The 21,365-nt window shown below is 59.8% G+C and carries 20 protein-coding genes; 9 read left to right on the plus strand and 11 right to left on the minus strand.

What is annotated here, in order from left to right:
- The first annotated feature begins 169 nt into the window (after window positions 1-169).
- Window positions 170-619 (plus strand): RrF2 family transcriptional regulator, encoded by a 450-nt coding sequence (locus tag ASD46_RS12330; RefSeq protein ID WP_003511094.1) that lies wholly within the window; start codon window positions 170-172, stop codon window positions 617-619.
- 7 nt (window positions 620-626) lie between these two features.
- Here ASD46_RS12330 and ASD46_RS12335 read toward each other — a convergent pair whose 3' ends face one another.
- From ASD46_RS12335 to ASD46_RS12355, 5 genes are all read right to left on the minus strand, one after another.
- Window positions 627-1,571: an acyl-CoA dehydrogenase family protein gene (locus ASD46_RS12335; RefSeq protein ID WP_060642333.1), complete on the minus strand. Its 945-nt coding sequence runs from the start codon at window positions 1,569-1,571 to the stop codon at window positions 627-629.
- 51 nt (window positions 1,572-1,622) lie between these two features.
- Window positions 1,623-2,168, minus strand: coding sequence for a flavin reductase family protein (locus ASD46_RS12340; RefSeq protein WP_003511097.1), 546 nt, complete (start codon window positions 2,166-2,168; stop codon window positions 1,623-1,625).
- Between the two features lie 195 nt (window positions 2,169-2,363).
- Entirely contained in the window at window positions 2,364-3,533 is a 1,170-nt protein-coding gene (gene ssuD / locus ASD46_RS12345) for an FMNH2-dependent alkanesulfonate monooxygenase (protein WP_003511099.1), read from the minus strand.
- 171 nt (window positions 3,534-3,704) lie between these two features.
- Window positions 3,705-3,902 carry a hypothetical protein gene (locus ASD46_RS12350; RefSeq protein ID WP_003511101.1) on the minus strand — a complete coding sequence of 66 codons (198 nt, stop codon included), beginning with the start codon at window positions 3,900-3,902 and terminating at the stop codon, window positions 3,705-3,707.
- A 217-nt stretch (window positions 3,903-4,119) separates the two neighbouring features.
- Entirely contained in the window at window positions 4,120-4,737 is a 618-nt protein-coding gene (locus ASD46_RS12355) for an alpha/beta hydrolase (RefSeq protein ID WP_060642334.1), read from the minus strand.
- A gap of 400 nt (window positions 4,738-5,137) precedes the next feature.
- On the opposite strand from ASD46_RS12355, the gene ASD46_RS12360 reads away from it, so the two are divergent.
- Window positions 5,138-6,208 (plus strand): LLM class flavin-dependent oxidoreductase, encoded by a 1,071-nt coding sequence (locus tag ASD46_RS12360; RefSeq protein WP_013761668.1) that lies wholly within the window; start codon window positions 5,138-5,140, stop codon window positions 6,206-6,208.
- A gap of 57 nt (window positions 6,209-6,265) precedes the next feature.
- Here ASD46_RS12360 and ASD46_RS12365 read toward each other — a convergent pair whose 3' ends face one another.
- The 3 genes from ASD46_RS12365 to ASD46_RS12375 form a co-directional block, all read right to left on the minus strand.
- Window positions 6,266-7,441 carry an acyl-CoA dehydrogenase family protein gene (locus ASD46_RS12365; RefSeq protein WP_060642335.1) on the minus strand — a complete coding sequence of 392 codons (1,176 nt, stop codon included), beginning with the start codon at window positions 7,439-7,441 and terminating at the stop codon, window positions 6,266-6,268.
- Entirely contained in the window at window positions 7,438-8,469 is a 1,032-nt protein-coding gene (locus ASD46_RS12370) for an ABC transporter substrate-binding protein (protein ID WP_060642502.1), read from the minus strand. Before ASD46_RS12370 ends, ASD46_RS12365 begins: the two co-directional genes overlap by 4 nt.
- Before the next feature lie 112 nt (window positions 8,470-8,581).
- Entirely contained in the window at window positions 8,582-10,189 is a 1,608-nt protein-coding gene (locus ASD46_RS12375; protein ID WP_060642336.1) for an ABC transporter substrate-binding protein, read from the minus strand.
- 269 nt (window positions 10,190-10,458) lie between these two features.
- Between ASD46_RS12375 and ASD46_RS12380 the strand changes: the two genes are divergently transcribed.
- The 7 genes from ASD46_RS12380 to ASD46_RS12410 all read left to right on the plus strand — a co-directional run bounded on the left by ASD46_RS12380 (window position 10,459) and on the right by ASD46_RS12410 (window position 17,722).
- On the plus strand, window positions 10,459-11,448 hold the full coding sequence (locus ASD46_RS12380) for an ABC transporter permease (protein ID WP_026330697.1): 990 nt from the start codon (window positions 10,459-10,461) through the stop codon (window positions 11,446-11,448).
- Window positions 11,445-12,440 (plus strand): ABC transporter permease, encoded by a 996-nt coding sequence (locus ASD46_RS12385; protein WP_003511114.1) that lies wholly within the window; start codon window positions 11,445-11,447, stop codon window positions 12,438-12,440. Before ASD46_RS12380 ends, ASD46_RS12385 begins: the two co-directional genes overlap by 4 nt.
- Window positions 12,437-13,435, plus strand: coding sequence for an ABC transporter ATP-binding protein (locus ASD46_RS12390; protein WP_060642337.1), 999 nt, complete (start codon window positions 12,437-12,439; stop codon window positions 13,433-13,435). Before ASD46_RS12385 ends, ASD46_RS12390 begins: the two co-directional genes overlap by 4 nt.
- Entirely contained in the window at window positions 13,413-14,348 is a 936-nt protein-coding gene (locus ASD46_RS12395; RefSeq protein ID WP_060642338.1) for an ABC transporter ATP-binding protein, read from the plus strand. The genes ASD46_RS12390 and ASD46_RS12395 overlap by 23 nt, the downstream gene beginning before the upstream one ends.
- Before the next feature lie 18 nt (window positions 14,349-14,366).
- Window positions 14,367-15,422: an aldo/keto reductase gene (locus ASD46_RS12400; protein WP_003511118.1), complete on the plus strand. Its 1,056-nt coding sequence runs from the start codon at window positions 14,367-14,369 to the stop codon at window positions 15,420-15,422.
- Between the two features lie 70 nt (window positions 15,423-15,492).
- Window positions 15,493-16,731 (plus strand): acyl-CoA dehydrogenase family protein, encoded by a 1,239-nt coding sequence (locus ASD46_RS12405; protein WP_060642339.1) that lies wholly within the window; start codon window positions 15,493-15,495, stop codon window positions 16,729-16,731.
- Window positions 16,732-16,750: 19 nt separating this feature from the next.
- The gene (locus ASD46_RS12410; RefSeq protein ID WP_003511122.1) at window positions 16,751-17,722 is read left to right on the plus strand and encodes a LysR substrate-binding domain-containing protein; all 972 of its coding nucleotides are present in this window, start codon (window positions 16,751-16,753) and stop codon (window positions 17,720-17,722) included.
- 16 nt (window positions 17,723-17,738) lie between these two features.
- Here ASD46_RS12410 and ASD46_RS12415 read toward each other — a convergent pair whose 3' ends face one another.
- From ASD46_RS12415 to ASD46_RS12425, 3 genes are read right to left on the minus strand one after another with little or no spacing between them, the layout of a single operon-like run.
- Window positions 17,739-19,091: an LLM class flavin-dependent oxidoreductase gene (locus ASD46_RS12415; protein WP_003511124.1), complete on the minus strand. Its 1,353-nt coding sequence runs from the start codon at window positions 19,089-19,091 to the stop codon at window positions 17,739-17,741.
- Window positions 19,092-19,146: 55 nt separating this feature from the next.
- Complete coding sequence (locus tag ASD46_RS12420) at window positions 19,147-20,742, minus strand: ABC transporter substrate-binding protein (protein WP_035199536.1); 1,596 nt, start codon at window positions 20,740-20,742, stop codon at window positions 19,147-19,149.
- A 41-nt stretch (window positions 20,743-20,783) separates the two neighbouring features.
- Complete coding sequence (locus tag ASD46_RS12425) at window positions 20,784-21,122, minus strand: DUF3088 domain-containing protein (RefSeq protein WP_026330699.1); 339 nt, start codon at window positions 21,120-21,122, stop codon at window positions 20,784-20,786.
- Between the last annotated feature and the right edge of the window lie 243 nt (window positions 21,123-21,365).

Consider the following 21,365-nt stretch of genomic DNA (forward strand, 5'->3'; position numbering starts at 1 on the left):
AATCCGAAACGATGAGGAAACAGGGCGAAAAACGATGGTGTACAGCCGCTTTGTGCATCGAGCCGGGACGAAACGGACTTGCGCAGGAATTCGGTAAAAACTACTTAGTAAGTTGAGAACACCTTAACCCGGCACTCAGAAGGTGCTGGCCCTCTTTGCGGATCATGCGATGTTGACCAAAAAAGGCAAATACGGACTGAAGGCTCTTGTCGATCTGGCGCGGTTGCCCCAGGGCGAGACCGCCTTTGTGACCGAGATTGCAACCCGCAACAATATTCCGAAAAAATTTCTGGATACTATTCTTCTGGAACTGCGCAACAGCGGCATTCTGCGTTCCAAGAAGGGACCGAATGGCGGTTATTCGCTGTCGAAAATGCCATCGGAGATCATGATCGGGCAGGTCATCCGAACGCTGGACGGGCCCTTGGCCCCCATCCGCTGTGCCAGCCGCACCGCTTTTGAAGCCTGCGACGACTGCGACGATCCCGAGACCTGTCAGGTCAGGGTTTCTATGACGGACGTGCGGGACGCCATCGCAACAATCCTGGACAATATGACGCTCGCACAATTCGTGGCAAAAGGCGGACAAGACGCGCAATTTATTCCGGCAGGCGAATAAGCGCCGTTTACTGCCGGCGCAGATCGTCTCCCAGGGTCGCAATCAGCCCGGATTCGCTTGCACCATCGATAAGGCCGAGACGGGCCATTAGAATTTCCAGCGTGATGGCATTGTTGCGGACAGAGCGAAAGGTCACGCTTTCCGCCCCCACCTGCGCCGCATCGATATTGGCCGCGAGGCGGGAAATCTGTGCCTTCAGCAATTCGATTGCGAGAAATATTTCGCCGATAAGGGGGCGCGCATCACCTTCCTCGGCCAATCTGTCAATCAGCAACGCTGAAAGCTCACGCTGTTTCTCACCCAGAGCCACGGCGGCCTTCAGAAGGGTAAAAACGGAGGCTGCCAGATTTCCAGCGCCCTGGGCAAGAAACGCGACCTGATCGGCGCGCAGCAGGCCGTCCCATGAAGTATCCGGGCGATTGCGAAGGACAACGAGCACGGCCTGCCCTGCCGTGTTGACTGCCGGGACAACGATCCAGTCTGCATCTGAGGTAACAGATCGGGCAATGTCATCGGGCAGCCGCAAGCCATAGTCGTCGCCAGTCAACAGAACCGCCTGATCCACGCCGGCGTCAGATGAGGCAAGCGCAAAAGTCTCGCCAAGATCGAGGCGGGCGAAGAGGGTCTTGCGCTGCTCTTCGCTACCGGCGTTCCTGATGAATTCAAGCGCCGTGAAGTGTTCGGCAAGCGCATGCGCCGCCTCCGCATCCGCCGCGGAAATAATCGAGAGAGCTTGCGAGAGAACGTCGTTTGTGATGTCCGCCCCGCCCAGATCGTTTGGAACGGAGAGGGCGAGAAGGCCGGAACGGGCAATCCGCGCGTGGATTTGTGCGGCACTTTCCACCGCGCATTTTTCGGCAATCGCCCGGGCAACGTTCAGTACATCCCCATCCGCGCCGAGACGCGGGGACACGAAACGAATTCTTTCGCCGAGCGGCGTGACAGATCCCATGCTCAACTCCCTCAAAGAATGACCCAGTGAAAGCGCCGGAAAGGCCGGAGCTCAGTCCAGCGAATGATAACGTCCGTTTTGATAGACCAGCGAGTGCCCCGACCCGATGCGGATCGCCTCCACCTTACCGATGATGATGACGTGGCTGTGGCGCTCGATCGCCTCCTCGATGGTGCAATCGATCGCGGCAACGGCGTCCTCGAGGATGGGCGCGCCGCTCGCCAGACGGGTCCATTCCGCGCCGCGATAACGGTCCACACCTTTCAGACCGCCAACACCGGCAAACTGGTTGGCGATGAACTGATGGTTCGGGCCGATAATATTCACCGCCAGATGGCCGAAGCGCTGCACCACAGGCCATGTGGAGGAGGAGCGGTTGAGCGCAACCAGAATTCTTGGCGGATCGACCGACAGGGCTGTGGCTGATGTTACCGTAGCACCCGTGCGCGCATCACCCTCGCCCGCCGTAATGACGCTGACACCGCCGCCCAGCGTCCTGAGCGCCGCCTTAAGGCTATCGGCATCCGGCGCCTTGCCAGAGACGGGATCGCGGAGATTGATGAATTGTTGATCCTTGGCCGCATATTGCAATGTCATCGATCGCTCCTGAAAACAGCTTGTTGCTCAATAGTTAGCAGCGGCGGCGGGGCGTGAAATAGACATCGTTTTCCATAATACTTATATTCTATGGAAATAATGTTTTATATGCCGCTCTCCCGTGAACGCTCCGCCGAATGACGCCCATAGGAAAGGCTAACCGGAAGACGGGGCCGACCGCCTTCCGGCGATTGATCACGAGCCGGATACCAGCTTGACGTTACCGCCGTGGCCGCCGCCGCCGAAAACCTGTTTCGTGCCGAAAGACGAACGGATCTGATTACGTGGCCCATCAAGCCCGATTTCCGGAAACAGCAATTCGGATAGACGGTAGGCTTCCTCCAGATGCGGATAGCCCGATGCGATGACGGTATCGATGCCCAGCGCCTGATACTCCCGCAGCCGCGCCGCAACTGTCTTCGGCGAACCCACCAGCGCGGTGCCGGCGCCAGAGCGGACAAGACCGATTCCCGCCCACAAGTTCGGAGAGACTTCAAGCTGGTCACGCCGGCCATTATGCAGCGCCCGCATCCTTGCCTGACCGACCGAATCCGACGCCTTTAAGAAGGCCTCCTGAGCGGAAGCGATGGTTTCGTCGGAAAGCTTGGAAATCAGTTTGTCCGCATCGGCCCAGGCCTCCTCATCGGTTTCGCGCACGATGAAATGCAGGCGAATGCCGAATGTCACTTCTCGCCCCTTTTTCGCTGCGGCGGCGCGAACCTTGGCGATTTTTTCCGCCACCTGTGCCGGCGGCTCACCCCAGGTCAGATATTTGTCGGTGATACCGGCCGAGAACTCGATCCCGGCATCGGAGGAGCCGCCGAAATAAAGCGGCGGACGCGGTTCCTGCACCGGTGGCAGGCCGAGCCTGGCACCCTGTGCCTTGATATATTTGCCGTCGAGATCTCCCTTGCCAGTTTCGATCAACGAATTGAACACCTGGAAGAACTCGTCAGCGTGGTCGTAACGCTCGTCGTGCGGCAGGAAGATGCCATCACCAGCCAGCTCCTGCGCGCTGCCGCCAACGACGATGTTGAGAAGCAGCCGACCATGGGAAACACGGTCCAGCGTGGAGGCCAGCCGCGCATAATAGGCCGGCGAGGCAACGCCCGGACGGATGGCGACGAGGAATTTCAGTTTCTCGGTATAGGCGGCGAGATTGGCCGCGAGGATGAAGGATTCCTCGCAGGCGACGCCGGTAGGAATAAGCACCCCGGAATAACCGAGCCGATCCGCAGCCTGCGCTATTTCCCGAAAATAGCCGGGATCGGCGGGACGTGACAGATCGTCGGAGCCAAGATAGCTGCCGTCGCCTGAGGTGGGTATGAACCACAGAAAATCGAGTGGTTTGTCAGCTGTACTCATCGACAGGTCCTTTGCAATCCGCCCATCGGGCAATTCGGCTGGGTACTAAAAGGGTAGCCAATTCCCCGCCGCGTTTAAGAAATTTTGTTCCAATTTCCGTGCCGCAAGGAGAGTTTATCTCCGCTGGGAAATGGGTCTGGGAAGCGAAAACAAACCTTTCGCCTCCCTATGTCAGAGGACCGGATAAAGTCCGAGCATCGCGAAATTCATTTCGTAAATCTCTTCCCGCTCAAGGTCGAGATCGCTCTTTTCCCGCTTGATACGACCGGAATGATCCAGCGGCTGGAGCCTGCCCTGATCATCCCCTCGCGGCCTACGCCTGGCCAGACCGAACAGATCGACAGTAAACGCATGAAGTCCCTGCGGCATGTGCGCCTCCTTTGGTCAATTCGCTCTATCCTCCGGCGAGCGCCCAGATTGGTCAATATTTTCCATAAAATTACTATTCTATAATTGGCGGATTGCCGGCAAACGTGGACTAAGGTTGCGGCAGCGGGAAAAATTCCGTTTCGAACCGCCAATAAAGGGGTCATCGCAATGGCACCGACACGATGGCCGCTCAAAGCACGGACTTGGGACGAAAAGACTATAGAGCGCCGGCATCACCCTGCAGCAGCGCACCGTGCAGAACGGGTGATCCGCGCTTCTTCGATCTGCTGGCCTTGATTTCGGACGCCGCTTTCAGGCGTGCGAAAAGAGCATAGCCCTCGGACCACCGGCCGAAACCGGCGGCAATATTGATGTGTCCAACGGAGCCGAGATTGACGATATCGCTTCCCCAGTCAGCAGCGGTGCGGGCTAATTCGTCCGGATTCATATAGGGGTCGTTCATGCTACCTACGACGAGACTGGGGAAGGTGAGCGGCGACCGAGGAAATGCGCCGAAGCGGACGATGCATGGATGCATTGCCTCCACTCTGTCGAGATGGGCGGGCGCCACCAGAAGCGCACCCCTGATTTTGCTGGCCACGGGTCGTGTCGCCATATTGGCGACAAGCAGGCAACCCAGGCTGTGGGCGACAATATAGGCGCTTTCGGTTGCGGCGAGCGCCGCTTCCAGACGCTCAAGCCAGTCTTCAAGAACCGGGCATTCCCAATTCTGCTGATCGACCAGCTGCGCCTCCGAATCTTCCAGCAGCCAGTGCCGCTGCCAATGCCCCTCATCCGAACCGTTGAGGCCGGGGACAATCAAGGTGGTAGACATGCCTACTCCGTGGTTTGCGGGCGGGGTGTGCCAAGAATGGTGAATTTCGCAATTTTAGTCGACTATTGCCTTGCTCAGCTTTTCCGAACTCGAGAAAAATCGATCCATACAATTCCGTTCTGGCAAAAAATACGTCCTCGGCAGCGGGCCTCAAAACTGCGCATGTGGAATCATTGCCTAAAATATTTTCCATAGAAAATATGTTCTAATCGAGCAAAAGACGCGGAAAGCTTTTCCTCTGCCGCATCCGAAAAGAAACGCCGCTGCTTGGCCGTGCCGCCGCCGGTTTGTCATTCTCGCACTATCGGAGACCTCAACCTCCCGAACCCCAAAATGGCAGATGCCGAGCCTCGGCAGGGCCATTCCACCGCGACATAAAGCGAAAATTCAGGCGGATAATGTGAGCAGCACGAGCGAATTTCTCTGGTACATCCCCAATGACGTCAAACCCGGACATCGGGGCGACGCCGTCAGCGAAAACCACAACAGCCTCGATACTTTAACTACCCATGCCAGGGCGCTGGAAAACCATGGCTGGAAGGGCGCGTTGATCGGCACCGGCTGGGGTCGTCCGGATACCTTTACGGTTGCGGCGTCGCTTACCGCGCGTACCACCACTTTCGAGCCACTGATCGCTATCCGCCCCGGCTACTGGAAGCCGGCCAATCTCGCATCGGCCGCCGCCACGCTCGATCAGCTTTCTGGTGGCCGGGTACGAATCAATGTCGTTTCCGGCCGGGACGAGCTTGCGGCCTATGGCGACGAAGAAGGCGATCAGGCGCAGCGTTATGCGCGCACGAAGGAGTTCATGCGGCTGGTGCGGCGGCTCTGGACTGAGGAAAACGTCACTTTCAATGGCGAGCATTTCCGGGTCAAGAACTCCACCGTCTCGCCGCGCATCAGTGAGAGTGCCGGCAGGCCACATCCCAAACTTTATTTCGGCGGCGCTTCCGAGGCCGCCGAACAGGTTGCCGCAACTGAAGCCGATGTCCAGCTCTTCTGGGGCGAACCGCTCGCCGGCGTGCGCGAAAGGATCGAACGTCTCAGACATTTCAGTGAGACCCTCGGCCGTGACCTGCCGCCGCTGCAATTCGGTCTGCGGATCACCACGCTGGTGCGCGAAACCACGGCTGAGGCTTGGCGCGATGCGGAAGCAAAGGTGGCGGAGATGGCTGCGAACAATGGCGTGCGCTGGAACGATCATCTACAAGGTGTCGCGGTCGGCCAGCGCCGCCTGCTGGATCTGCACACGCAGAGCGATGTGCTGGACGACAATCTTTATACCGCACCCGGCAAATTTGGCGGAGGCGGTGCCGCAACGACATGGCTCGTCGGTTCGGCGGAAGACGTCGCCGCGTCGCTGCGCAAATACCGCGCGCTTGGCATCACCCATTTCGTGCTTTCCGACACGCCCTATCTTCAGGAAATTGAACGGCAGGGCGACAAGCTGTTACCGCTACTGCGGGACTGATGCGGGCGGCGTCAACATGGGCGGCCTGCCAAACAAAGCCGCCCATGTCTTCTACGGTCAGCCGCCAACAGCCTTGATGCTCTGACGGCCGAGGATAGTTCGGATCATGTGGCTTTGCGGCGCATGCGCCCTTGCCGTTATGGCGTCGCGGTGATGCCGCTCGAGATTATAGTCCCGGCGAAGGCCGCGATTGCCGCCGAGCTCCAGCGCCAGATCCGTCACTGCTACCGCATTGTCGATCACAACATGACGAACGGCGAGCGCATCCGTGCCTACCCTCTCACCCGCATCGATATCACGCGCGACGGAGCGGAGCAGACGCCTGTTGGCCGCAAGAAGCACCTCGATCTCGCCCAGACCTTCCTGAATACGGGGAATGGATGACAGCGGCGCGCCGAGGCTTGCCGGAACATGGCCTGTCAGATGGCGCAAGAGGGCGTCACGCGCCGAAAGCGCGACACCGTGATAGACGGAGGCCAGCAGCACGAAGAAATTGTAACCGTCCGGCTCATCCCGCCGCAACGGCTCGTCCGCCGGCTGTTCGGCAACGATATCGGCGAGCGGCACCCTCACATTCTCAAGCAGCAGATCGTCGCTGGCGGTGGCATACATTCCTGTCGCTTCCCATGCCTTTTCCCGGCCGATGCCCGGCGCATCGAGCGGGACCAGAAGCTGGATCAGGCGCGGCACCTCTTCCGTCGTGACGGCAAGTACAATCGCCCATTTCAGACCCGGTAGGCCGGTGACGAAGCTCTTGCGGCCATTGACCACCCAGAAATCGTCCGCGATCCGCGCCGTCGTTTCCGGCAGGCCGCCATGGGCCGGGGAACCGATCCCCGGCTCTGCCTGCGCATTGTTCAGAAGCGCCCGCTCCCTGTTATTGGCGGCCAGCACTTTTGCCGCGAGATCTGCCGGCCACCTGCCGCGCCGGATGGCAGCATGAACGCTGTAATGCATGGCAAGGATAAGGGCGGTTGACGGATCACCCTTGGCAATGGCGGCAATGACGGCATGCGCGGTTTCCATGCCCTCCCCCCAGCCACCGTCCTTTTCAGCCGTCACGAGACCAAGCAGGCCAGACTTGAAAAGCGCCTCGAAATTACCGGCGGCGAATTCGCCGCTTTTGTCATACTCCGCCGCAGTCAGGCTGAAATCTTCGGCGAGCGCGGTTGCGATGGCGACGGGATTCAAGTGCTGCTCCGGGCTCGGAACGGCGGATAAAGCGCCGCTCATGCCACCGCCCTTTCACTGGCCGTGACAAAACGGTCATCGATCCACGCAGCGAGATCGAAGTCGTTTTCGAGGAAACCCCATTGATGCAGGAAATCCTTGTAATGGCCGACGGCGGCGACGAGGTCTGCATCAAGGCCAAGACCTAGATGGCGGTGGACATCCGGGCCGTTGGCGGCCAGAACCTGCTCTTCGGTCGCACCCGCCTCGCGCGCGATAAAACGGCGGGTCTCTTCCGGATGCTGCTCCGCCCAGAGCGAGGCTTTGGCAATGGCGGCAACCAGCCGCTCCACTAGATCGGGGCGCTCATCGGCAAGTCGTCCGTCGACTGTCAGCACGCGGGGAGAGCCGGAGTTGATACGTATCTTCGGGTCGGGGTGAAAACCGAATTCCGCCACCTGCACGGCGCCGATCAGGTTCGCGGCGGCGATACCGGCAGTACCCTTGACGAAAATCGCATCGACCTCACCTCGCAACAGCGCGATGATCTCCTCACCGAAGGATTGTCGCCGCTTCAGGCCGAAAAGGGATGGTCCCTCCTGTGTCGCCAGCACGGAATCCTTGATCACGATATCCTTCAGCTCGATATCCTCGACCTTAAGGCCCTCCAGCGAAAGCGCCGAAACGATGCCCTTCAATGCTGTCGCTCGCATGAAATCGACAATCCCATCAGGTCTGCGCGGCACACCGAAACGGCGGCCGACGAGATCGGCAAGCGAGCGGATACCGGTTTCCGGAAGGGTGATGATCGCCTGGAACTCATCGGTCCAGGTAATGCCGATAAGACGCGTATTGCGCCCTTCCGAGCGGGCGCGGATAGGGGGCACATTGCCGCCGTGGCGGAAGGACCATTCCAGCGTGTGGTTGAAGTGGCTCTGCCGCACAGAACGATCCGGTGAATCGATGATGGATTTCAGCGATATCCCCACATCCTCAAAGGTCTGCGCGAGATAACCGAGCTGCGCCGCAAGCCCCACGGGCGTGGGCACCGGGCAACGTGTGTACCAGATTTCAGAAAGTGTTGTGCTCATGGCTTTGGCCTCGATGAAAACGATGACACCAGAAAGCGATGCTGCGGTGCCCGTCGACGAAAGGGAGATGTCCCTGCCCGCCGCAAACGGCGGGCAGGGACTGGCGAGACGATCAGGATGCCGCGATATGCGCGAAGGCCAGGCTGCCCGCGACGCCTTCTGCACCGATCGTGTGATCGGCAATGCGCTTGTTGAAGATGGTGATTTCAGGTGCCGCAACGATATCGATGGCAGGAACGTCATCGACGAGGATCTGCTGTATTTCCTTCCATTGCGCGACGCGCTTGTCCGGATCGATCTCGACAGCGGCAGCTTCCAGCAGCGCATCCACCTTGGGATTGCTGTAGGCGGCGCCATTGGAGAAGGGCACACCCTTCTTGAAGTTCTTGGACCAGTAGAGCCGCTGCACACCGACTGTCGGGTCGAAGAGATTGCTCATGCCCTCATAGGCAAAGTCGAAATCACGATCCGTGTAGATGCGCTTCGTGTAGGTGGCGAAATCCTGCGTCCGCACCGTCACATCCACGCCGACCTTTGCCAGTGCCTGGCGAATGTAATCTGCGCCGCGCGGATAGGCTTCGGTGCTCGGCACATAGTCCAGATTGAGCTTGAAACGGATGCCATCCGCGCCGCGCTTGTATCCCGCCTCGTCCAGCAGCGCTTCGGCCGCCTTCAGATCGATCGGATAGGTCTTCAGATCTTCGACAAACCATTTCGTCAGCTTCGGATTGATCGGGCCGGTGATTGTCGCGCCATAGCCATAATTGACCGTGTTGAAAATGACGTTGCGGTCGATCACATGCGCGAAGGCACGGCGGACGCGGACGTCCTTGAACACATCCTTTTCGAGGTTGAACTCAACGCGGCTGATCGAATTCGAATATTGATATCCGTTCGTCTCGAAGCCGAGGCTCGGTAGTTCCTTCAGGCGGTCGAGATCGCTATAGGCGACCGGGGTGCTCGGAGCGAGATCGATCTCACCGGTTTCGATTGCGATGGCACGGGCCGACGCATCTGGAATGAAGCGAACGATAAGCTTGTCGAGATAGGGGCGCGGCGCATCCCAGTAATCGGCATTGCGCTCAAAAACGATATGGCTGCCGCGCACCCATTCCTTGAACTTGAACGGGCCGGTGCCAACAGGCGCGAGATTGATGGGATTTTCGGTAACTTTCGTGCCTTCATAAAGATGCTTGGGCACGATAGGCGTTTCAGCAGCGGCAAGCGCCGTTATCAGATACGGCGCAGGCTTGGAAAGAACCAGCACGGCCGTCAGATCATCCGGGGTCTCGACACTGGTGAGGTTCAGGAAGGTATTGCGCCCGCGCGGATGCACTTCCTTGATGGTGTTGATGGAGAACGCCACATCAGCAGATGTGAAAGGCTTGCCGTCATGCCATCTTACACCGGGTCTCAGATTGAAGGTGTAACGCAGGCCATCGCCGCTGACATCCCATGATTTGGCCAGGAGCGGCTTGGGATTGAGGTCGAAATCATAGGTCAGCAGCCCTTCAGTGACCTTGGGCGATATGTAGACGGAATTATAGGCCGTGTGCGCGATCGTCGTCAGAACCGGCGGCTCCGATGAGATGAGCAAAGTGGCCGTTCCGCCGCTTGCCGGCTCTGCTGCGTTGAGCTTCAGCGCCGGCAACGACACCACGCCAAGAGCCACCGACGCCAGCAGAAATCCGCGGCGCGTCGTCTGGTTGAAAACAGTCATGCGATACCTCTCCTTAATTGAACCGGCGAAAAACCGGCAAAACTGAACGGCCGCGCTTGGGAAGAAGTTTGTTCCGCAGACGAGAGTGAGATTGGCATGAAGCACCAACCATTCTCATAAATAGGAATTATCTTTTCTTTATGGCGCATTTTTCCGTAAATTTCAGAAAATAATTCTATTACTCTTTGACAAATTCCATAAAATTAGTCAACTAATGCCAACGCCCTTACGGGCCGATTTCATGTTTTCAAGCGAATGGACTGGAGCCGATGTCGAATTCGAAACGGATTTTATCGCAGGCAAGGCGGGTGGCCATTCAGGCCGTCCCGACGGTTCTCGGTATCGTCATCCTGAACTTCTTCCTGCTGCAGCTGGCGCCTGGTGATGCGGCTGACGTGCTGGCCGCGGAAGCGGGTTCGGCGACCGTCGAGACCATGGCCGAAATTCGCTCACGCTTCGGGCTCGACCTGCCGGTCGTCCATCAGCTCATGAACTATCTCGGCAATCTGGCCCAGTTCAGCCTCGGCTTTTCACCCCGCTACGGCATGCCGGTCGCCGATCTTATCGGCCAGCGATTGCCCGGCACGCTGGCGCTGATGGGAGCAGCACTTGGCATTGCGATTTTCGTCGGCGTTTTCCTCGGCTCCATCATGGCGCTCTTTTCCGGCAAGCTGCCGGACCGGATCATTTCGATTGGCTCGCTAATCTTTTATTCCGTGCCGGGCTTCTGGATCGGCCTGATGCTTATCCTCACGTTCTCGGTCAAGCTCGGCTGGCTTCCGTCTGGCGGCGACAGCACCATCGGCAGCAGCCTCACCGGCCTCGACGCTTTTCTGGACAGGCTGCGCTATATCGTTCTCCCCGCCCTTTCGCTGGCGCTTTATTTTCTGGCGATTTATGCCCGCCTCACCCGCGCGGCGATGCTGGAAGTCAAATCCCAGGACTATGTGCGCACGGCACGGGCAAAAGGCGTTTCACCCTTCCGGCTCACCACACGCCATATTCTGCGCAACGCACTTATCCCGATCACCACCATGGCCGGTATGCATATTGGTGGCCTGCTGGGCGGTGCGGTCGTGGTCGAGACCGTCTTCAGCTGGCCAGGCCTTGGCCGTCTTGCTTTCGAGGCCGTCATGGCCCGCGATTTCAGCGTGCTACTCGGCATTCTGCTTCTCTCTTCCCTTGTCGTCATCATTGTCAATGCCGCCGTGGACCTGTTGCAGGCATGGCTCGACCCCCGCATCGGAGAAAGCCGATGAATTCCTCCCAGACATCAGCAGTTCTCGACGCGGCCGAACTCAGTGCCGAAGAGAGCAATCCCAAACCTAAAAAACCTGAAGAAAAGGTCTGGCCCTATATCCATGCGCCGGACGCGCTTTCAGCCCGCTCCGTCTCCGTGCCGCGGCGCGGCTTGCGGCGGGAACTGAAGATTTTCCTGACCAATCCCAACGCCATCGTTGGGCTGCTGTTTCTTGCCACCGTCCTCATCGCCGCTGTCACGGCCCCACTGATCTATCCGGGCGATCCGCTGGAAATGGTTGCCCGCCCCTTCCTCTGGCCCGGCCAGAACCCAGCCTATCCGCTCGGCACCGATTCCATGGGTCGTGATGTGCTGGCAGGCATCGTGCATGGCGCACGCATCTCGCTCACCGTCGGTGTCGTCGCCACCCTGATCGGGCTGACGATCGGCATAACAATCGGTGCTTTCGCCGGTTATTTCGGTGGCGTCATCGACGATATTCTCGTGAAGATCATCGAAATCTTCCAGACATTGCCGAACTTCGTGCTGCTGGTGGTGCTCGTCGCCATTGCCCAGCCTTCGGTCACCACGGTAACCTCGGCAATCGGCATCATTACCTGGCCGCTTGTTGCGCGCCTGACCCGCGCCGAATTCCGCGCCATCCGCGAGAAGGACTATGTGCTTGCCGCAAGAAGCCTCGGTTATGGCCACGCGCGTATCGTGTTTCAGGAAATCCTGCCCAACGCCCTACCGCCGATCATCGTCACCTCCTCCGTCATGGTGGCGGGTGCGATCCTCATGGAAGCAGCCCTTTCCTTCATGGGACTTGGCGACCCCAACCGTGTTTCCTGGGGTTCGATGATCGGGTCGGGACGCGACGTCATTCGCACCGCCTGGTATCTGACCGCCCTTCCCGGCCTCGCCATCGTCTTCACCGTCATTTCGCTGAACCTCATCAGCGACGGTCTCAACGATGCGCTCAACCCCCGTTTTTCGGAGGAACGCCGATGAGCAAACTTATCGAAGTCCACGATCTTTCCGTCAGCTTCGGCTCAGCCCAACCGGTCAAGGGCGTCAGCTTCGATGTGGAGTCCGGCGAAATGCTTGCAATCGTCGGCGAAAGCGGCTCGGGAAAATCGCTGACTGCGCTCGGCCTGATCGGCCTGTTGCCGTCGCATGCAAAAACCGGCGGGCGTGTTCTGCTCGAAGGCCGCGATCTGCTGCCGCTTTCCGAGCGGCAGTGGCGCGGCATTCGCGGCCGCGATATCGGCATGATCTTTCAGGAACCGATGACGTCGCTGAACCCGGTCCTGACGGTGGGCGAACAGATCGTCGAGGTGCTGCGCATCCATGAAAGGATCGACAGGCACCAGGCGCGCAAACGCGCCATCGAGCTTCTGGACCTCGTCAATATTCCCGACGCCCGGCGCCGCGTGGACGATTATCCGCACCAGCTTTCCGGCGGCATGCGCCAGCGCGTCATGATCGCCATCGGCGTTGCCTGCAATCCCAAACTGCTGATCGCCGACGAGGCGACGACCGCGCTCGACGTGACGATACAGGCGCAGATCCTGCAGCTGCTCGACAATCTGCGCCGCGATCTCAACATGGCCGTCATCCTCATCACCCACGATCTTGGCATTGTGGCGCAATGGGCCGACCGGGTGATGGTCATGTATGCCGGCCGCAAAGTGGAAGAAGGATTGCCTGAACCGGTTTTCTCCAATCCTTACCACCCCTATACGCGCGGCCTGCTGGCTGCCTCTCCGCGCGCCGAAGACGGCCAGCATTATCGCGACGGGCCACTCATCGAAATTCCGGGTTCAATCGTTTCCGCTACGGGCGAGCGCGGCTGCGCCTTCCGGCCACGCTGTCCGAGCGCCCGCGGTTTCTGCGGGCAGTTCGTACCGCCGCTGAGGCTGATCTCGGAAGGTCGCTACGCCGCCTGCCCCTTCGTATCCCCCACATCCCAAGAGGTATCCGATGACGCTCTTGTCAGTGCATAGTCTCTCCACCCACTATTCGGGAGGACGCGGAACAGTCCGCGCCGTCGACGATGTGTCGCTCGACATCGAGGCGGGCGAGACCGTGGCGCTGGTGGGTGAATCAGGCTGCGGCAAATCCTCGCTCGGCAAGTCGCTGATGCGGCTGGTGGAGCCCACTTCCGGCAGGATCACCTTCAAGGGCGCCGATGTCACGGCGATGTCGTCGTCGCAGCTGCGCGGCATCCGCCGCCGCATCCAGATGATCTTTCAGGACCCATTCGCGTCGCTAAATCCACGCCAGACGGTGCGAACCATCCTTACCGGGCCGTTGAAGGTGCACGGCATTGGCGACAGGGCGCAACAGCGGGAGATCGTCGAGGCGATCGTCGCGCAGGTGGGTCTGCCGCCTGATGCACTCGACCGCTATCCGCACGAGTTTTCCGGCGGCCAGCGCCAGCGCATCGGCATTGCCCGGGCGCTCGTTCTCGAGCCGGAACTGGTCGTCTGCGACGAGCCTGTCTCGGCGCTCGATCTTTCCATACAGGCGCAGATCCTCAACCTTCTGGTGGAGATGAAGAAACGGCTTTCGTTGTCCTATCTCTTCGTATCCCACGACCTTTCGGTCGTACGCTATTTTTCCGATCGCGTTCTCGTCATGTATCTCGGCAAGATCGTGGAAAGCGCGCCGACCGCGGAGCTTTGGGCCTCGCCGAAACACCCCTATACCCGTGCGCTTCTCGCAGCCGTTCCCGATCCCGCGCGCCGCAAGCAGGCAGCGCCCATTTCCGGCGACCTGCCGAGCCCCCACAACCCGCCATCCGGCTGCCGGTTTCACACCCGCTGCCCGCTCGCCACCGATCTCTGTCGCGAACAAGCGCCGGATTACACCCTTTTCGGCAAGAACCACGCCGTGGCTTGCCACCATGCCCAATAAACTGAAGGAGCAACCATAATGGTCGACTATCGCTATCTCGGACGCAGCGCGCTGAAAGTTTCCCCGCTGAGCCTCGGCACGATGATGTTCGGAGGCCCGACGCCGGATGACGTGGCCTTCCGCATCATCGACAAGGCACGCGAGCAGGGCATCAACTTCATCGACACTGCCGATGTCTATCACGACGGCAAGTCGGAAGAAGTCGTTGGTCGCGGTATCAAGGCCAGTCGCGATCACTGGGTTCTGGCAACGAAATTCGTCAATTCCCACACCAAGGGTCCGAACCTTGGCGGCCATTCGCGCAAATGGGTGATCGAGACCGTCGAGAATTCGCTTCGCCGTCTCAACACCGACTACATCGATATCCTCTATTTCCATCGCGCCGTCTTCGACGCACCGCTGGAAGAACCGGTACGCGCCATTGCCGATCTCATCCGTGCCGGCAAGCTGCGCTATTTCGGCGTTTCCAACTTCCGGGGCTGGCGCATTGCCGAAATTTCGCATCTGGCCGATCAGCTCGGCATCGACCGGCCTATCGCCAGCCAGCCGCTCTACAACATCGTCAACCGCACAGCCGAAGCCGAGCAGCTGCCCGCGGCACATAATTACGGGCTGGGCGTCGTTTCCTATTCGCCGCTGGCACGTGGCGTGCTGACCGGCAAATATCAGCCGGGTGAGCAGCCGGGCGCAGATACCCGTGTCGGCCGTGGCGACAAGCGGGTTCTGGAAACCGAATGGCGCCCCGAGTCGGTCGAAATCGCCCAGAAGGTTGCGGCGCACGCCGCATCAAAGGGTGTTTCGGCAGCGGATTTTGCGCTCGCCTGGGTGCTGAACAACAAGTTCGTCACCGCCGCGATCACCGGCCCGCGCACTGAAGACCATTGGGACGGTTACGTCCGCGCCCTCGATGTGAAGATCGATGCGGAAGACGAGGCGCTGGTCGACAGCCTTGTGACGACAGGCCATCCCTCGACACCCGGCTTCAACGATCCGAGCCATCCCGTCGAAGGCCGCGTGCCGCGCAATATCGAACCGGCTCCCCGCCCGGTCGTCAAGCCGCGCGCGGTCGCCTGATCGTCCAGAAGAAAATGCCTGCGGCGCGACCGTGCCGCAGGTCATCACATCCGCTCAGGGAAAATCCGCAATGTCCAATCCTAAAATACAGACCGCAACCACCGATAATTCCGGCGTGCCGAGCCGAGACGACATTCTGGCCCGCGCCAGGGACATTGCGTCTGTTGCCGCCAAGGATGCCGCTCGCCGTGAGCGTCAGCGGGAACTTCCCTTCGAAATCTTCGGCCTGATCAAAGAAGCCAAGATCGGCACGCTGCGCATCCCCGAGGCCAAGGGCGGACCGGGAGGCTCGATTGCGGACTATATAGAAGTGCTGATGATCCTCGGGGAAGCTGACAGCAATATTCCGCACGCACTCCGCAGCCATTTCAATTTCACCGAAAACCTCGCTCTCACACCGATAGAGCTTGAGGATCGGCGGCACCTCGAAAATGTCCTCACCGGCAAGCTCTTCGCGGGCGCCAGCACGGAACAGGGGACCAAACGGCCCGGTGAAATCACCACGCGCCTCAGCGCCGATGGCGACCGTTATCGTCTGAACGGCCGCAAATGGTATGCGACCGGCACCGCCTTCGCAGATTTCGGCACCTTCAGCGCTGTCGGCGACGACGAACAGCCGATCGGCGTCCTCATTCCGCTTGATCGGCCCGGGATCACCATTCTCGACGACTGGGACAGCATGGGCCAGCGCATGACGGCAAGCGGCGGCGTTTTGCTTGAAAATGTCGAGGTGCTCCCGCATGAGCTGACGACCCGCAAGCTCGGCAGCCAGATCGGGCGCCACAGCTCGGCCATGCGACAGTTGCACCTCGCTGCCTCCGCCGCCGGTGCCGTTCAGGGTGCACTCAACGATGGCATCGACTATGTTCTGCGCCAGGCGCGCACCACGCTCCACAGCAGCGCCGAAACCGCTAATCAGGACCCCTTTGTGCAAAAGATGCTCGGCGAGATCAGCGCCGGTGCCTTCGCCGTCAAGACGCTGATCCGCGAGGCGGCAAGAACGCTCGACAGGACCGCCGCCGCCTTTTCCAGCGGCGACGAAGAGGCGATAGAAGCGGCTTTGCTGGAAGGTTCTCTCGCCACCGCCCGTACCCAGATCATCGCATCGCAGCTTTCGCTGACGGTCGCCACCAACCTTTACGAACTCGGCGGCGGATCGGCGACGTCCAGCGAGCGGAATTTCGACCGCCACTGGCGCAACATCCGCACGGTCTACAACCACAATCCGCTTGCCCACAAGGCGCGTGTCATCGGCGACTACTATCTCAACGGCACCACGACGCACCTCAGGGAAGGCCGGGTGTTCTAGCGATGAAGGGAAAACGGCCATGAGAACGGAATTCATCCCTCCTTCGGTCGCAAGAGCGGCTTTCCGGTTGCCGACGCTTTCCCGGCTGCCGCCGCTGACGGCCCTGCGCGCATTTGTCGTGGCCGCGCGTCACGCCAGCTTCTCGCGGGCGGCGGAAGAACTGCATGTCTCGACTGCCGCAATCGGCCAGCAGGTGCGCATTCTGGAAACCCATCTCGGGCAAACACTCTTCAGCCGCCAGCGCGGCGAACTGGTGCTGACCGAGGCCGGCAGCACGCTTTACCCCGGCCTTGCGGACGCTTTCGAGACTATGATCGGCAGTCTTTCCGATCTCATGGCCTCCGGCGGCCGGCGGCAGATGAAGGTTCTGGCGGAAGGCTGTTTTGCGGCCCGATGGCTGGCACCACGGTTGGGAACCATCGTTCCAGCCCTTGGAGACGTAGAAATCTCGATTGAATCTCTCGAGGGCGATACCATCGACCTCACGCATTTCGATGCCGATTGCGCGATTGTCGCCACCCACGGACAAATCCCCGGTTTCATCCACGAACCGCTTTTTGCCGACGCCGTCAGTGCCGTCTGCACCCCGGATTTTGCCACCCGCCACCAGCTTGGTGGTGAACCCGAGCGGCTTCGGGATATCTCTTTTGCGATGTTACGCGGCAACGGCGCCGATGCTGCCTTCGAATGGGCAAATTGGCTGCGCGCCTGCCGCATTACGCCTCGGCTTTCAGCAACCGGACCGCGCTTTTCGCGCCAGACCGCGCTGATAGAGGCACTCTTGTCCAGCCACGGCATCGGCCTTGCGCGCCACTCGCTCATTTCCGAAGAGCTTCGAACCGGCCGTCTGATCGCACCTTTCGGCGCACCTCAGCCGACCGCCAGCCGGTATCATCTTCTGACCAGTCCTGACAGGCGGCGGCTGCCGGAAATCGCATCTCTACTCGCCTTGTTGCGCGAGGATACACGCTCACTCGAAGCCGCCGCCTGAACACGCCCGTCCCACATCAGGCGCGTTCCCTTTGCAACTCCCTGGTCGTATGGATGTTTTCCGGCCGGGGCAGGCCGTAATGATCACGCAGCGTGTCGCCCTCGTAGTCCTCGCGGAACAGCCCGCGCTGTTTGAGGATAGGCACGACCTCGTCGACGAAAATATCGAACCCGCCATTCAGCCATGGCGGCATGATGTTGAAGCCGTCGGCAGCACCTTCACGGAACCAGGTCTCTATCCAGTCTGCCACCTGTTCCGGCGTTCCCGAAATCACCTTGTGGCCGCGCCCGCCGGCAAGCCGGTGCAACAATTGCCGGATCGTCGGATTTTCCCGGTCGATGACATCGAGAACCAATTGATGCCGGCTGCTATCCGCCTGCGCGCGCGTCGCTTCCACCGCCTCCTTCGGCAACGGCTGATCGAGATCGGCCGATGAGAGATCAATGCCTGTAATGCGCTGCAACTGCCCAAGCGAAAAGGCCGGCTGGATGAGATCGTTGAAACTCGCCTCTAGCTTTCGCGCCTCCTCTTCGGTGGAGGCGATGAAGGGGCTGATCCCCGGCAGGATTTTCACATGGGCTGGATTGCGCCCCGTGGCCGCCACGCGCCTCTTTATGTCGGAATAAAAAGACCGCGCACTCTCCAGAGTTTGATGCGCGGTAAAGATTGCCTCGGCATAACGGGCAGCAAAGCCACGACCGTCCTCCGAAGAGCCGGCCTGCACATAGACCGGCCTGCCCTGCGGCGAGCGTGGCAGGTTAAGCGCGCCCCGCACCCGGTAGAACTCGCCCTCGTGATTGGCAGGATGGATGCGGTCGGTATCGGCGAAAAGACCGCTCTCCTTGTCGGCGACGATGGCATCGTCTTCCCAGCTGTCCCAGAGCTTCGTCACCACATCGACGAACTCAGTCGCCTGCCGGTAACGGTCGGCATGCGGCGGATGCTGCTGGAGATTGAAGTTTCCGGCCGCCGCATCGGCCGAGGTCGTCACGATGTTCCAGCCGACCCGGCCGCCGCTGATATGATCGACCGAGGCGAACAGCCGCGCTAGATTGTAAGGCTCGTAATAGGTGGTGGAGGCCGTCGCAATGAAGCCGATCTTTTCGGTGACGGCCGCCAAGGCCGCCAGCATGGTGATCGGTTCCAGCCGGTGCCGGGCGGCATAGCGGATATTGGCGTCCAGCACCGGCGCATCGGCAAAGAAAATGGCATCCAGCTTTGCCGCCTCGGCCTTGCGGGCGATATCCTGGTAGAGCCTTATATCCGTGACGCGCAGTGGCTCCGACTCGGGGTGGCGCCAGGCTGCTTCATGGTGCCCACCCGGATAGATGAACGCATTGAGGACCAGCTTCTCGGATTTTCTGCTCATGGCGATGAACCCTTTTCAACTTTGACGCGGCTTTAAACGAGAGGTGAGGATGCGCTTACGCCTCCTTCGTCACCCACGCTTTGGCGAGATTGCCGCTGAGCCCCTCCGCCCCTGTCGCGTAATCCTTGATGCGGACGCTGCCGACGACCGGCTGGATTGGCGAAACGAGATTGATGACGGGAAGATCCTTGGCGACGACGGCCTGAAACTCCTTGAAGAAGGCTGCGCGCTTTTCGATATCCGGCTCCACCGCGGCCGCTTCCAGCAGCCGGTCCACTTCCGGATTGGCGTAGTGGCTGGCGTTTGAGAACGGCAGGCCGATCTTGAAGTTCTTGCTCCAGTAGACACGCTGCACGCCGGCCGTCGGATCGAAGGTATTGGAGAGGGATTCGACTGAAAGGTCCCAGGCGCGATCGGTATAAACGACCTTCACATAGGTGCCGAAATCGAATTTCTGGATATCCGCCTCAATGCCGATCTTGGAAAGCGCCTGCGCTATGAAATCCGAATAGGTCTGCGGGTTGAACGGGTTGGTGGTGACCCTGAGCTTGAAGCGCTTGCCGCCATCCTTGCGCGGAAAGCCCGCCTCATCCAGCAGCTTTTCCGCCAGCGCGACGTCGAATTTGGCAAAACCGATATCCGGATTGTGGAACTTCGCAAGGCCGGGGCTGATCGGCGTGGGCGATGGCACGGCGTAACCGTAAAGCACGGTATCGATCAGCGCCGGAACGTCGATCGCGTGGGCAATAGCCTGCCTCACCTTCAATTCCTTGAGATATTCGTTCTCAAGATTAATGACGAGCTGGTTCTGCTGGCCGGCATAGGCGTAGATGCGGTCATCCACCTTCAGCGTCGGGATGGATTTCAGTCGTTCCAGATCGGCAAGCGCCACCGGGTTCGGGCCAATGTCGCCCTCTCCGGTTTCCAGCGCCGCCGCGCGAGCGCCCGCATCGTTGATGAGGCGGATGATGACACGCTCCAGATAGGGGCGCGGCGCATCCCAGTAGTCGGCATTTTTCTCCAGCAGGATATGGCTGCCGGGCACCCATTCCTTCAGGACGAAGGGACCGCTGCCGATGATCTGGGCGGGTTTTGGATTGTCAGTCGGCTTGAAGGTCTCGAAGATGTGCTTTGGCACAACAGGCGATTCCGACGAGGCGAGCGCGGTTATCAATCCCGGCGCCGGCTTGGAAAGCTTCACCTTCGCGACCAGCGGATCGGAAGTATCGACGCTTTCAACATGCGAGAAAGTCGCCCGGCCGCGCGGGTGGGCTTCCTTAAGCCGCAGGATCGAGAACTCCACATCTGCCGATGTCACCGGCTTGCCGTCATGGAACTTCGCATTCGGCTGCAGATGAAAGACATATTCCAGCCCGTCGGCGGAAACGCTCCATTCTTTGGCAAGGCTCGGCTTGGGCGAAAGTTCGTAATCGTACGTCAAAAGCCCGTCATAAATCTTCGATCCGATGAACTGCGGACCGCCCGCACTGGTATTGATTGCCACGAGCTGCGTAGGCTCGGGAAAATAGACGATCTTGAGCGTACCGCCCGAAACCGGCTCTTCAGCAGCAGCGAAAGAACCACCTGGAAGCGCCACGAAAGCGCCGGCGGCGAGTGCAATTTTATGAAACTGGCGTCTGGAAAAGGTCATGTCTGTCTCCGATAAAAATCCGATGTGCGGGGTGCGGCATCTCAGTGCAGTTGCGGGAACCCGTGACGCTCGGCGAGGATTTGCAAAATGCGTTTCGTGTCCTGAATGAAGTGCGTGTCGCCTTTAGTCGTCGCATCGGCTGGTGCATCGCCGGTAAAGACGAAAAGCGGCAACGACTGGTTTTCCTCACCCACGACGGCGATGACCGCTTCGCGCGGACGTTGAAAACCGACCCGGTGGATATCGATCCCGGCGGCAAGGTCCGGAAAGGCGGCAAGCAGGCCTTCGATCTGGTTACAATGCGGGCAGACGAACCGGACACCGGGGTGCTTGGGGTCTTCAAAACCGGGGGCGATCAAAAAAAGCGTATCCTTGGCCATGGCATCCATCGTGTGCGGGTGAGATTTCATGGACACAGTGCAGGCAGAGAAATCAGAGGTCCAGAAAGCTATTCTTCCCGCAAAACGAAGAATTCCTTCGCCCTAAATTATTGAAGAAATTGATTTTTTTAGAGTTCCGATAATTGGCATCACCGTTCCTGCCGGCCTGTTCCAAAGGCAACGTTTTTCCCGAAAACGCCGTTATCCCGCGATAGTGAAAAAAGGCCGGAGGGCCGTTTTCAG

Origin of the sequence: Rhizobium sp. Root491 (genome assembly GCF_001427205.1) — a bacterium.
GTDB lineage: Bacteria > Pseudomonadota > Alphaproteobacteria > Rhizobiales > Rhizobiaceae > Agrobacterium > Agrobacterium tumefaciens.

Bases quoted from the DNA above. Each gene is read 5' to 3' on its own strand.
- ASD46_RS12330 (WP_003511094.1), top strand. From the start codon at position 170: ATGTTGACCAAAAAAGGCAAATACGGACTGAAGGCTCTTGTCGATCTG.
- ASD46_RS12335 (WP_060642333.1), bottom strand. From the start codon at position 1,571: ATGGGATCTGTCACGCCGCTCGGCGAAAGAATTCGTTTCGTGTCCCCG.
- ASD46_RS12340 (WP_003511097.1), bottom strand. From the start codon at position 2,168: ATGACATTGCAATATGCGGCCAAGGATCAACAATTCATCAATCTCCGC.
- ssuD (WP_003511099.1), bottom strand. From the start codon at position 3,533: ATGAGTACAGCTGACAAACCACTCGATTTTCTGTGGTTCATACCCACC.
- ASD46_RS12350 (WP_003511101.1), bottom strand. From the start codon at position 3,902: ATGCCGCAGGGACTTCATGCGTTTACTGTCGATCTGTTCGGTCTGGCC.
- ASD46_RS12355 (WP_060642334.1), bottom strand. From the start codon at position 4,737: ATGTCTACCACCTTGATTGTCCCCGGCCTCAACGGTTCGGATGAGGGG.
- ASD46_RS12365 (WP_060642335.1), bottom strand. From the start codon at position 7,441: ATGAGCGGCGCTTTATCCGCCGTTCCGAGCCCGGAGCAGCACTTGAAT.
- ASD46_RS12370 (WP_060642502.1), bottom strand. From the start codon at position 8,469: ATGAGCACAACACTTTCTGAAATCTGGTACACACGTTGCCCGGTGCCC.
- ASD46_RS12375 (WP_060642336.1), bottom strand. From the start codon at position 10,189: ATGACTGTTTTCAACCAGACGACGCGCCGCGGATTTCTGCTGGCGTCG.
- ASD46_RS12380 (WP_026330697.1), top strand. From the start codon at position 10,459: ATGTCGAATTCGAAACGGATTTTATCGCAGGCAAGGCGGGTGGCCATT.
- ASD46_RS12385 (WP_003511114.1), top strand. From the start codon at position 11,445: ATGAATTCCTCCCAGACATCAGCAGTTCTCGACGCGGCCGAACTCAGT.
- ASD46_RS12390 (WP_060642337.1), top strand. From the start codon at position 12,437: ATGAGCAAACTTATCGAAGTCCACGATCTTTCCGTCAGCTTCGGCTCA.
- ASD46_RS12395 (WP_060642338.1), top strand. From the start codon at position 13,413: ATGACGCTCTTGTCAGTGCATAGTCTCTCCACCCACTATTCGGGAGGA.
- ASD46_RS12400 (WP_003511118.1), top strand. From the start codon at position 14,367: ATGGTCGACTATCGCTATCTCGGACGCAGCGCGCTGAAAGTTTCCCCG.
- ASD46_RS12405 (WP_060642339.1), top strand. From the start codon at position 15,493: ATGTCCAATCCTAAAATACAGACCGCAACCACCGATAATTCCGGCGTG.
- ASD46_RS12410 (WP_003511122.1), top strand. From the start codon at position 16,751: ATGAGAACGGAATTCATCCCTCCTTCGGTCGCAAGAGCGGCTTTCCGG.
- ASD46_RS12415 (WP_003511124.1), bottom strand. From the start codon at position 19,091: ATGAGCAGAAAATCCGAGAAGCTGGTCCTCAATGCGTTCATCTATCCG.
- ASD46_RS12420 (WP_035199536.1), bottom strand. From the start codon at position 20,742: ATGACCTTTTCCAGACGCCAGTTTCATAAAATTGCACTCGCCGCCGGC.
- ASD46_RS12425 (WP_026330699.1), bottom strand. From the start codon at position 21,122: ATGGCCAAGGATACGCTTTTTTTGATCGCCCCCGGTTTTGAAGACCCC.